This window comes from Streptomyces sp. ICC4 (genome assembly GCF_003287915.1).
Lineage (GTDB): Bacteria > Actinomycetota > Actinomycetes > Streptomycetales > Streptomycetaceae > Streptomyces > Streptomyces tritrimontium.
Genome location: NZ_CP030286.1, coordinates 6,337,646 through 6,349,496 on the forward strand (window position 1 = coordinate 6,337,646; position 11,851 = coordinate 6,349,496).

Annotated in this window: 9 protein-coding genes; 8 read left to right on the forward strand and 1 reads right to left on the reverse strand. The window is 69.5% G+C overall.

The features are described from left to right. Nucleotides 1-323 precede the first annotated feature (323 nt). From DRB89_RS29595 to DRB89_RS29605, 3 genes are all read left to right on the forward strand, one after another. A complete protein-coding gene (locus tag DRB89_RS29595; RefSeq protein ID WP_112451343.1) occupies nt 324-1,787 on the forward strand; it encodes an NCS2 family permease in 1,464 nt (487 codons plus the stop codon). An 83-nt stretch (nt 1,788-1,870) separates the two neighbouring features. Continuing rightward, on the forward strand, nt 1,871-3,034 hold the full coding sequence (locus DRB89_RS29600) for an XdhC/CoxI family protein (RefSeq protein ID WP_112451342.1): 1,164 nt from the start codon (nt 1,871-1,873) through the stop codon (nt 3,032-3,034). Between the two features lie 147 nt (nt 3,035-3,181). After that, nucleotides 3,182-4,426, forward strand: a complete 1,245-nt coding sequence (locus DRB89_RS29605) for a GNAT family N-acetyltransferase (RefSeq protein WP_112451341.1) — start codon at nt 3,182-3,184, stop codon at nt 4,424-4,426. Nucleotides 4,427-4,461: 35 nt separating this feature from the next. Here DRB89_RS29605 and DRB89_RS29610 read toward each other — a convergent pair whose 3' ends face one another. Continuing rightward, nucleotides 4,462-6,690 (reverse strand): germacradienol/geosmin synthase, encoded by a 2,229-nt coding sequence (locus tag DRB89_RS29610; protein WP_112451340.1) that lies wholly within the window; start codon nt 6,688-6,690, stop codon nt 4,462-4,464. Between the two features lie 562 nt (nt 6,691-7,252). Between DRB89_RS29610 and rpsB the strand changes: the two genes are divergently transcribed. The 5 genes from rpsB (at nt 7,253) to DRB89_RS29635 (ending at nt 11,848) form a co-directional block, all read left to right on the forward strand. Beyond that, nucleotides 7,253-8,197 carry a 30S ribosomal protein S2 gene (rpsB, locus tag DRB89_RS29615; protein ID WP_112453863.1) on the forward strand — a complete coding sequence of 315 codons (945 nt, stop codon included), beginning with the start codon at nt 7,253-7,255 and terminating at the stop codon, nt 8,195-8,197. Nucleotides 8,198-8,332: 135 nt separating this feature from the next. Continuing rightward, the gene (gene tsf / locus DRB89_RS29620; protein WP_112451359.1) at nt 8,333-9,169 is read left to right on the forward strand and encodes a translation elongation factor Ts; all 837 of its coding nucleotides are present in this window, start codon (nt 8,333-8,335) and stop codon (nt 9,167-9,169) included. A gap of 162 nt (nt 9,170-9,331) precedes the next feature. After that, nucleotides 9,332-10,111: a UMP kinase gene (gene pyrH / locus DRB89_RS29625; protein WP_112453865.1), complete on the forward strand. Its 780-nt coding sequence runs from the start codon at nt 9,332-9,334 to the stop codon at nt 10,109-10,111. A gap of 100 nt (nt 10,112-10,211) precedes the next feature. Further along, nucleotides 10,212-10,769: a ribosome recycling factor gene (frr, locus tag DRB89_RS29630; RefSeq protein WP_112453867.1), complete on the forward strand. Its 558-nt coding sequence runs from the start codon at nt 10,212-10,214 to the stop codon at nt 10,767-10,769. Then, entirely contained in the window at nt 10,769-11,848 is a 1,080-nt protein-coding gene (locus tag DRB89_RS29635; protein ID WP_112451360.1) for a phosphatidate cytidylyltransferase, read from the forward strand. The genes frr and DRB89_RS29635 overlap by 1 nt, the downstream gene beginning before the upstream one ends. Nucleotides 11,849-11,851 lie beyond the last annotated feature (3 nt).

The window sequence follows — 11,851 nt, forward strand, 5'->3', positions numbered from 1 at the left end:
AGATTTCCGGGCGGTGCGACACGGGAACGTCACACTTCCAGCCGCACCGCCCGGAGCACAGAAGTCCGGAGTCATCAGCACCGCACCGCTCGCGGTCAGTTTCACCGGCAGAACCCCCACGCACCACCCACGGTCGCACCACCTACCCCCGGTGCCACCAAGCAGGCAGTACCGCAGAACCCGCGCAGTACCCGCAGTACACGCAGTGAACATTCGCGTCGCCTCGGGCCGTCACCCCGGGTCGTGCAGCCAACGGCATTTCCCAAATCCCGTGTCTCCAATCTTCATGCGGGTGCCCCTTTGAACCTTGGGAGTTAGGCACCATGACCCAGTCCTCTGTGGAGCCAAAGACCAGTGCGGAAGAGGCCGGCGACGGCACTCCGAACCCCGCCGGAAGGTCTTGGCTCGACCGGTACTTCCACATCACGCAGCGTGGATCCAAGGTCGGCAACGAAGTTCGTGGCGGTATCACGACCTTCATGGCCATGGCCTACATCCTCCTGCTGAACCCCCTGCTGCTCTCCGGCAAGGACGTCGCCGGCACCTCGATGGCCGCCTCGGCGATCATCACCGCCACCGCGTTCGCCGCCGCCGTCACGACGCTCCTCATGGGCTTCGTCGGCAAGGTGCCGCTCGCACTCGCGGCCGGCCTGTCCGTCTCCGGCGTGCTGGCCTCGCAGGTGGCCCCGCAGATGACCTGGCCGCAGGCCATGGGCATGTGCGTGGTCTACGGCGTCGTGATCTGTCTCCTGGTCGTCACCGGCCTCCGAGAGATGATCATGAACGCGATCCCCCTCGCGCTCAAGCACGCCATCACCATGGGCATCGGCATGTTCGTCGCCCTCATCGGCCTGGTCAAGGCCGGGTTCGTCGGTCGGGGTCCGGAGTTCGGTCCCCCCGTCCAGCTCGGTTCCGTCGGTGAACTCGCCGGCTGGCCCGTCCTGATCTTCTGCGTCACCCTGCTCGCCATCTTCATGCTGCAGGCCCGCAAGGTCCCCGGCGCGATCCTGATCGGCATCGTCGGCGGAACCGTTCTGGCCGCCATAGTCAACGCCGTGGCGGACATCGACCCGAAGGCCTGGAAGAGCGGCCCGCCGGAGCTCACCGGCTCCGCGATCTCGGCCCCGGACTTCTCGCTCTTCGGCGACGTCTCCTTCGGCGGCTGGGGCGACGTCGGCTACATGACGGTCGGCATGATCGTCTTCACCCTGGTGCTCGCCGGCTTCTTCGACGCGATGGCCACCATCATCGGCGTCGGCACCGAGGCCAAGCTCGCCGACGACAAGGGCCGCATGCCGGGCCTGTCCAAGGCGCTGTTCATCGACGGCGCCGGTGGCGCCATCGGCGGCATCGCGGGCGGCTCCGGCCAGACCGTGTTCGTCGAGTCCGCCACGGGCGTCGGCGAGGGTGCCCGCACGGGCCTCGCCTCCGTCGTGACCGGCCTGTTCTTCGCCGCCTGTCTCTTCTTCACCCCGATCACGCAGATCGTCCCGGGTGAGGTCGCCTCCGCGGCCCTGGTCGTCATCGGCGCGATGATGATGCAGAACGCCCGCCACGTGGACTGGGCCGACAGCGCGACCGCGATCCCGGTCTTCCTGACCGTCGTGATCATGCCGTTCACCTACTCGATCACCGCCGGTGTCGCCGCGGGCGTCATCTCCTTCGTCGCCATCAAGGTCGCTCAGGGCAAGGCCCGTGAGATCGGCGGCTTCATGTGGGGCCTGACCGCGATCTTCGTGGTCTTCTACGCCCTGCACCCGATCGAGGGCTGGCTCGGGGTCGGCTGATCCGGCCGGACCTGATCCGCAACGCGTGACCGCACCCTCCACGTATCCGATACTGGAAAACGAACCCCTCCGAGGAGGCCGCAATGCTGGACATCGCCGACGAACTGAACCGGTGGGTCGAGCAGGGACGTGATTTCGCCGTCGCCACAGTCGTGGCGGTGGGCGGCAGCGCTCCCAGGCAGCCCGGAGCGGCCCTCGCCGTCGACAGTGACGGCACGGCCATCGGCTCGGTTTCCGGTGGATGCGTGGAGGGTGCGGTCTACGAGCTGTGCCAGCAGGCGCTGGAGGACGGCGAGACCGTCCTGGAGCGCTTCGGCTACAGCGATGACGATGCCTTCGCGGTCGGTCTCACCTGCGGCGGGATCATCGACATCCTGATCACCCCGGTCCCCGTGGGCTCTCCCGCCCGGGAGGTGCTCGCGGCCTCGCTCGCCGCCGCCGCCCGGGGGGAGGCGGCGGCGGTCGCGAGGATCGCCGAGGGCCCGGCCGAGCTGCTGGGCCGCGCCGTGCTCGTCCGTACCGAAGGCGCCCACGAGGGCGGTTTCGGCGGACACCCCGAACTGGACCGGGCCATCGCCGACGAGGCCCGCGCCATGCTCGACGCCGGCCGGACCGGGGTGCTGGAGATCGGCGCCGACGGCCGCCTGTGCGGTGAGCCGCTCAAGGTGCTGGTCGAGTCCAGCGTCCCGCCGCCGCGGATGATCGTCTTCGGGGCCATCGACTTCGCCTCCGCCCTGGTGCGGATCGGCAAGTTCCTCGGCTACCGGGTCACCCTGTGCGACGCGCGGCCCGTGTTCGCCACGAAGAACCGTTTCCCCGAAGCGGACGAGATCGTGGTCGGCTGGCCGCACCGCTACCTGGAGGAGCAGTCCTCCGCCGGCGCCGTCGACGGCCGGACCGTTCTGTGCGTGCTCACGCACGACGCCAAGTTCGACGTGCCGCTCCTCGAACTGGCCCTCAAACTCCCCGTCGCCTACGTCGGCGCCATGGGCTCCCGCCGCACCCACGAGGACCGCAACAAGCGGCTCCGCGAAGTCGGCGTGACCGAGCTCGAACTGGCCCGGCTGCGCTCCCCGATCGGCCTGGACCTCGGCGCCCGCTCCCCGGAGGAGACCGCGCTGTCCATCGCCGCCGAGATCGTGGCCAACCGGCGCGGCGGCACGGGCGCGGCCCTGACCGGCGCCCACATACCGATCCACCCGGACACCTCCACCACGGTGATCAGCCGGATCGGGTCCGTCGCTTGAAGGAGCGGCGAGCTGTGACACGGTGAGGAAGGGCGCGGCCCCTCGGATTCTTCCGGGGACCGCGCCCTTCCGTCGTCCGGTGCCGCGACCGCCGAATCCGGCCTTTATGAGGTGACCGGTCCGCGATGACCGATTAGTCTCCGGATCATGGTGGACATCCGCGAGGTACCCGAGGCCGACATCGACCGCGCTCTGGAGCTCGCCTACCTGGTCTTCCACGACCGCCCCGACAAGGAGGGGCGCGAGCGGCACCACGACGTGCTCCGGCACTGCCTGCGGATCGGCGCCTACGACGGGGACGCGCTCGTCGGCTTCATGGCCGCGCACGACTTCCGGCTCTCGGTGCCCGGGGCGGACCTGCCCTGTCCCGGGCTCACCTTCGTCTCCGTCGCCCCCACCCACCGCCGCCGGGGCGTCCTGACGGCCCTGATGGGCGAGGTGCTGCGGCGCGCCGGAGCGGCCGGCAGCCCGATCGCCGCCCTGTGGGCCTCCGAGGCCGCCATCTACGGGCGCTTCGGCTACGGCAGCGCCACCCACGGCACCACCATCGAGATCGACTCCACCCGGCCGCTGGCCCTGCGCATCGGCCCGGACCGGCGCCCGCTGCGCCTGGTGGACCCCGCCGACGCGGTCGCCGTCATCGGCCCGTACCACGAGGCGGCCCGCGCCCGCCGGGCCGGCCGGCCGACCCGCACCGCCTGGCGCTGGACCGAGGAGTGGCTGACCGAGGAGGACGAGGAGGACGACGAGCTCGGCCCGCCCCGGATCATCGTCCTCGGCGAGCCGGGCGGACCGGTCGCGGGCTACGTCCTCTACCGCACGAAGCCGGAGTCCTCCGAGCCGACGGCCGGCTCCGCGCGCACCCCGGGCCTGGTCCAGGTCTACGAGCTGGAGGCGGACACCCCGGCGGTCGCCGCCGCGCTGTGGGAGTGCGTGACCTCCCTCGACCTCACCGGCAAGGTCAACGCGTGGGGCCGCCCGGTCGACGACCCGCTGCTGCACTTCGCCGCCGACCGGGACCAGGTCAGGGTCACCGAGGCCTTCCCGGCGCTCTGGCTGCGCCTGGTCGACGTGGCGGCGGCGCTGACCGGCCGGTCGTGGGCCGCGCCCGTGGAACTCGTACTGGAGCTGACCGACGTACGGCTGCCCGCGAACGCGGGGCGGTTCCGGCTGAAGGCGGGGCCGGACGGGGCCGCGTACGAGCCCGCCGACGGCCAGGCGCCCGATCTGACGCTGGACGTGCGGGAGCTCGCGGCCTGCTACCTCGGTGGGACCCGGGCCGTCGAACTGGTCGCGGCCGGCCTGGTGGCGGAGCACACCCCCGGCGCGGCCGCCGCCCTGGACGCGGGCCTGCGGACCGCGCTGCTGCCGCACACGGCGGACGAGTTCTAGCGCCCGGCCCGCCCCCGCCGTGCGCGGCTGCGGGCTCAGCCCGCCGGCAGTGAGATGCGGGCCGCCGACATGCCGAAGGAGGAGCTCAGGACGCCGGTGGAGATCGCGTCGCCCAGCCGGTGCAGGTCCTCCTCGCGGTAACGCACTGTCTTCTCGTGCCAGTTGAGGATTCCGGCGAGCCAGTCCTTCAACTCACCCACGTACGCGTCGAGTCCGGCCCGGGCCCCGGCGTCCAGCTTCCAGTCCTCGTAGAGCAGCGGCAGCTGGTTGGCGACGATGTGCTCGAACTCCTCGGTGCGCTGGGTCATCAGCGAGTGGCAGATGTGCAGCGCCTCCTCGTAGCCGATGTCGAAGAAGTTGCGGGTGACGAGCACGTAGTTGTGCACCTCGCCCTCGACCTCCACCTCCTTCTGGTACGAGAAGATGTCGTTCATCAGGCACGCGGAGTCGGCTGCCGCGTTCTCCAGGGAGCGGATGGTGCCCGAGGCGTAGATGTCGTCGGGAATGCCCCGCCCCGCCTGGCCCAGCCGGCACAGGTACATCGTGAGGTGCGAGCCGAAGGTGTGGCGGCGCATCTCCGCGTAGTCCACGGGGTCGGGGATGCGGTTTTGGATCTGGTTCTCCATCTCCCACAGCCAGCTCCGCAGCATGCTCACGAGCGTGGCCCGGAACTCGGTCCGGACCCGCGGGCCCATGTCCCGGCTGGTGCGCACCCACAGGTCGCCGAGGGAACGTTCCATCGCGGTCAGCCCCACCGGCTGCTCCGCGTGGTCCACCGGGATCATGGCGACGAGGCGGGCCGTGGTGGCCTTGGCCGCCGGCAGGTTCTTGGACTGCGCGAAGACCACCGGGTAGTAGTCGTCCCCGTACGTTCCCCAGGTCAGCCAGCAGGCGTTGAGGGTCAGGGCCTCGGGGGTCCCGTCGGGGTCGATGCCCGCGGAGCAGAGCGCGAAATCGTAGCCGCGCAGCTTCTCCTCGTTCCAGATCGCGGAGCCGGGGTCGCCGGGCTGCGGATCGATCAGGCCCATCCCCTTGGCCCAGGCCACGGATTCCTCGCGCGCGCGGGCGTGGTGCGGGCTGAGGGTGAGCGGGAACGGCATGTAGACGTCCGGGACGACGGACGGGCCGGTGTGCTCGAAGGGCACGTGGGTGAAGGAGCGGCGGCGCAGCTCCAGGGCGCGCGGGGCCAGGATCGAGCGGAGGTCGAGGGCGGTGGTGCCCAGCCCGGAGGGGAGGAAGGGCAGGGTGACCGGCGCGGTGGCCCGGGCCTCCTTGTTCATGTAGCGGCTGGAGACCATGTGCCACTCGTGGCCGCCGGACTGCCAGTCCTGGAGGCCCTTGGCGTAGGCGAGGACGGCGGCGATCTCGGCCGGGTCCATGGCGTGGTCGGCGAAGAGCTGGGGGAGTTCGGCCAGCGCGGTCTGCTCGAACTGCTGCAGCCGGGAGGTGAGGAGGTCGTTGGAGGCCTCGGCGGCCTCCTGGGTGGTGCAGCCGAGGAAGGTCTCCAACACCAGGATCGCGTTGGAGAGTTCGCCCTCGTCGGCGACCTCGCGCTGGTAGGAGAAGATGTCGTTCCTGATGTGCACGGCGTCGGAGAAGGCGTCGCGCAGCACGCCGAGCGCCCGCGAGTGCGCGATGCGCGCCGGGACCTCGGCGGACACGTACTCGACGAGCCCGGCGGACCAGGGGGCGCCGCCGACCTTGCGGCGCATCTCGATGTATTCGAGGGGGTTGGCGACCCGCCCGATGTTGATGTTGGCGAGCTCCCACATCGACTCGTTGAGCAGGTTCCTGGTGGACTCGGAGAACCGTTCCCGCCAGTCCATCGACATGGCCGGGACGGTACGGGCCCACAGGTCGGCGAGGCCGGCCTCGACGGGGTTGGTCGCCTCGGGAAACCCGTCGGAGGAGGGGCCCAGGTCCATGGGCATGAAGGCGGCGAGCCGGTCGAGGTAGTCCTTGGCGCCGGCGCGGTCCTGGGAGCGCTTGTACATCTCCAGGAAGTGGTCGTCGAAGAAGAACACCCACACGTACCAGTCGGTGACCAGGGACAGCGCCTCGCTGTCGCAGTCGGGATGGGTGTAGGAGCACAGCAGGGCGTAGTCGTGCGAGTCGAGGTCACTCTCCTCCCAGACGCCGGAACCCTCCAGCATCCCGAAGTCGCGGGCCCACTTCTTGGTGTGGATCCTCGCGTCCTCGAGGTGGGGGTTCAGTCGCGCCGGATAAGGCACATAGAAATCCGGCAGTTGGAACGGCTGCGTCACGGCGGGGTGGGCCTTTCGTCCGGCTGTCTCGATGAAGGGAGCGGAAGACCTTGGAAGCTGCCTTCCGCACGAGATCAGCAGGGCCCTACCCGTGGTGGCGGTGGGATAAGGGGGAGTTCACTTCATCAGGTGACATGGGCGCGGTTCCCGGACGGGGGACGCGGCCTGCGGGTAAGGGGAGCGGGATACCCTCACCACCGCACCGGCTCCGCCGGGGCCCCCGGAGGCCGTGGGGGGTCCGCGGGCCCCGGCGGAGCCGGTGCGGTGGTGAGGGTCAGAGCCAGCAGCAGGGTGAGCATGAGTGCCGTCATGGCGCCCAGGGTCCCGCTCGGGGGCGGCCGCCCGCGCGGCCTGTGGACAACCGGAACCCTGTGGAAAACCGCGTCATCCGGCACACCGCCGGGTCCCGTACACTTCTTGTGGCGATCCGGGTCACCGGGTCGACTTCGCACGCCCCAGCACCGGCCGCTCAGGCAGGGTGTCAGCGTCTCTCGGTCCCCTCTGCGGGGGCAGGGCGCAAACAGGGGCGTCAGGAACCAAACCGAGAAACAAGGAGATGGCCATGGCCGTCGTAACGATGCGGGAGCTGCTGGAAAGCGGCGTCCACTTCGGTCACCAGACCCGCCGCTGGAACCCGAAGATGAAGCGCTTCATCTTCACGGAGCGCAACGGCATCTACATCATCGACCTGCTCCAGTCGCTGTCGTACATCGACCGCGCCTACGAGTTCGTGAAGGAGACCGTCGCGCACGGCGGCTCCATCATGTTCATCGGTACCAAGAAGCAGGCCCAGGAGGCCATCGCCGAGCAGGCGACGCGCGTTGGTATGCCGTACGTCAACCAGCGCTGGCTGGGTGGCATGCTCACCAACTTCTCCACCGTCTACAAGCGCCTTCAGCGTCTGAAGGAGCTTGAGGCGATCGACTTCGACGACGTCGCCGCGTCGGGTCTCACCAAGAAGGAGCTCCTGGTCCTCTCTCGCGAGAAGATCAAGCTGGAGAAGACCCTCGGTGGTATCCGCGAGATGTCGAAGGTCCCCAGCGCCGTCTGGATCGTCGACACCAAGAAGGAGCACATCGCCGTCGGTGAGGCGCGCAAGCTCCACATCCCGGTCGTCGCGATCCTCGACACCAACTGCGACCCCGACGAGGTCGACTACAAGATCCCGGGCAACGACGACGCGATCCGCTCCGTCACCCTGCTCACCCGCGTGATCGCCGACGCCGTCGCCGAGGGCCTCATCGCCCGTTCCGGTGCCGCGACTGGCGACTCGAAGCCGGGCGAGAAGGCCGCCGCCGAGCCGCTCGCCGAGTGGGAGCGCGACCTGCTCGAGGGTGAGAAGAAGGACTCCGCGGACGAGGCTGTCGAGGCCGCTCCGGCCGAGGCCGCTGTCGAGACCCCCGCCGTCGAGGCTGAGGTCGAGGCTGCTCCGGCCGCCGAGGCCGAGGTTGAGGTTGTCGCCGAGGCCGTCGTCGAGGCTCCGGCCGCCGACGCCGAGCAGGCCTGACCCACTGAGAGCGCCCGGCGTTCACACGCCGGGCACTCGCAGCACGGACGATGACGGCGGGGGAGCCGCGCCACAAGCGCGCCTCCTCCGCCGTTCACCCGTAGATCTACGACTTCGAGAGAGAATCACAGACTCATGGCGAACTACACCGCCGCTGACGTCAAGAAGCTCCGCGAGCTCACCGGCGTCGGCATGATGGACTGCAAGAACGCGCTGGTCGAGTCCGACGGTGACGTCGACAAGGCCATCGAGGCCCTCCGCATCAAGGGTCAGAAGGGCGTCGCGAAGCGCGAAGGCCGTTCTGCCGAGAACGGTGCCGTCGCCTCGATCATCGCCGACGACAACACCTCCGGTGTCATCGTCGAGCTGAAGTGCGAGACGGACTTCGTCGCCAAGGGCGAGAAGTTCCAGGCCGTCACCAACCAGCTGGCCGCCCACATCGCCGCGACCTCCCCGGCCGACATCGAGGCGCTGCTCGCGTCCGAGATCGAGCCCGGCAAGACCGTCCAGGCGTTCGTGGACGAGGCCAACGCCAACCTCGGCGAGAAGATCGTCCTGGACCGCTTCGCGCAGTTCACCGGCGGTTACGTCTCGGCGTACATGCACCGCACCATGCCCGACCTGCCGTTCCAGATCGGCGTCCTGGTCGAGCTGGACAAGGAGAACGCCGAGGTCGCCCGCGGCGTCGCGCAGCACATCGCCGCGTTCGCGCCGAAGTGGCTCTCCAAGGACGACGTCCCGGCCGACGTGGTCGAGTCCGAGCGCCGCGTGGCCGAAGAGGTCACCCGCGCCGAGGGCAAGCCCGAAGCCGCGCTGCCGAAGATCGTCGAGGGTCGTGTCAACGGCTTCTTCCGCGACAACACGCTGCTCGGCCAGGACTACGCCCTGGACAACAAGAAGTCCGTCCAGAAGGTTCTGGACGAGGCCGGTGTCACCCTGGTGCGCTTCTCGCGCATCAAGGTCGGCATCTGAGTCCGTCCGTACGCGACGGACACCGGACCCCGGTAGGGTCTGAAGCAGTCGTCCGCGTTCGCGCAGGACGACCGCAGATCTGACGAGGAGGCCATTGCCGTAGAGGGAACCGCAAGGACCCACCGGCAATGGCCTTCTTCGTATGTGCACGAGGAGATCTCCATGAATCAGGGCGTGGACAGCCACACCGCTTCCGACGACAAGAGCGACCAGGACAAGAAGGGCCGCCGCTTCATGCTGAAGCTGTCGGGCGAGGCCTTCTCCGGTGGCGGAGGACTGGGCGTCGACCCCGACGTAGTCCACGCCATCGCGCGCGAGATCGCCGCGGTGGTCCGCGACGGCGCGGAGATCGCCATCGTGATCGGTGGCGGCAACTTCTTCCGCGGCGCCGAACTCCAGCAGCGCGGCATGGACCGGGCCCGGTCCGACTACATGGGCATGCTCGGCACCGTCATGAACTGCCTCGCCCTCCAGGACTTCCTGGAGAAGGAAGGCATCGACTCCCGCGTCCAGACCGCCATCACCATGGGCCAGGTCGCCGAGCCGTACATCCCGCTGCGCGCCGTGCGCCACCTGGAGAAGGGCCGCGTCGTCATCTTCGGCGCCGGCATGGGCATGCCCTACTTCTCCACCGACACCACGGCCGCCCAGCGCGCCCTGGAGATCGACGCGGAAGCCCTGCTCATGGGCAAGAACGGCGTCGACGGGGTCTACGACTCCGACCCCAAGAAGAACCCGGACGCGGTGAAGTTCGACGCGCTGGAATACAGCGAGGTGCTCACCCGCGACCTCAAGATCGCCGATGCCACCGCCATCACGCTGTGCCGCGACAACAAGCTGCCGATCCTGGTCTTCGAGCTGCTGGCCGAGGGCAACATCGCCCGCGCCGTCAAGGGTGAGAAGATCGGCACGCTCGTGAGCGACCAGGGCACCCGGGCCTGAGCACTCCGGGCCCGAGCACACCGCTGCCGGTCCGCACCCCTTCGGGTCGGACCGGCCCCGCCCGCCTGAACCATCCATTTCTGACATGCAGGAGCACGTGGTGACCGAAGAGATCCTCCTCGAGGCCGAGGAGAAGATGGAAAAGGCCGTCGTCGTCGCCAAGGAAGACTTCGCCGCGATTCGCACCGGTCGTGCGCACCCGGCGATGTTCAACAAGATCGTGGCGGAGTACTACGGCGCCATCACGCCCATCAACCAGCTCGCCTCGTTCTCGGTGCCCGAGCCGCGCATGGCGATCGTGACCCCGTTCGACAAGAGCGCCCTGCGCAACATCGAGACGGCCATCCGCGACTCGGACCTCGGTGTCAACCCGAGCAACGACGGCAGCATCATCCGGGTGACCTTCCCCGAGCTGACGCAGGACCGCCGCAAGGAGTACATCAAGGTCGCGCGCACCAAGGCCGAGGACTCCAAGGTGTCGATCCGCGCCATCCGCCGCAAGGCGAAGGACGCCCTCGACAAGCTAGTGAAGGACAAGGAAGCCGGCGAGGACGAGGTGCGCCGCGCCGAGAAGGAGCTCGACGACACCACCGCGAAGTACGTCGCGCAGGTGGACGAGCTGCTCAAGCACAAGGAAGCCGAGCTCCTCGAAGTCTGATGAACGACTCTTCCTGGCAGCCGGAGCCGGTTCCGGCGGGTCCCGCATACGATGCGCAGGCGGGCCCGCACACTCGGCCCATGCCCATCGTGCCCGATGCCGCCGGCCGTGACTTCGACGACCGGGAAGCACGCGATCGGGGGGCCGCCGCTGACGGCGGCCCCCTCTTCCGCGCCGAGACGCCGCCGCAGGAGCCCATGCCCAGCCCCCCGCCGACCCCGCCTTCGCAGGCACCGCAGGACTCCTCCCCACCGCCTCACAAGAAGCGTGCGGGGCGGGATCTGCGTGCCGCCATAGGGGTCGGTGTCGGCCTCGGCGCGGTGATCTTCGCTTCGCTGTTCATCGTCAAGGCCGTCTTCGTCGGCGTGGTCGTCGTCGCGGTCGTCGTCGGCCTGTGGGAGCTCACCTCCCGGCTCCAGGAGAAGAAGGGCATCAAGGCCCCGCTGGTCCCGCTCGCGATCGGCGGCGCCGCGATGGTCATCGCGGGGTACGTCCGAGGAGCCGAGGGCGCCTGGGTGGCCATGGCCCTGACGGCCCTGGCGGTCCTGGTCTGGCGGATGACCGAGCCGCCCGAGGACTACCTCAAGGACGTCACCGCCGGGGTCTTCGCGGCGTTCTACGTGCCCTTCCTGGCCACGTTCGTCGCGATGCTGCTCACCGCGGACGACGGGCCGCAGCGCGTGGTCACCTTCCTGGTGCTGACCGTCGTCAGCGACACGGGGGCCTACGCGGTGGGCTGGCGCTTCGGCAAGACCAAGCTCGCCCCGCGCATCAGCCCCGGCAAGACCCGCGAGGGGCTCTTCGGGGCCGTGGCCTTCGCGATGGCCGCCGGCGCGCTGTGCATGGAGTTCCTGATCGACGGGGGCGTCTGGTGGCAGGGCCTGGTGCTGGGCCTCGCCGTCGCGGTCAGCGCCACCCTGGGCGACCTCGGCGAATCCATGATCAAGAGGGACCTCGGGATCAAGGACATGGGCACGCTGCTGCCGGGTCACGGCGGCATCATGGACCGGCTGGACTCGCTGCTCCCGACGGCCCCGGTGGTCTGGCTGCTGCTCGCCGCTTTCGTCGGCACCGGCTGACAC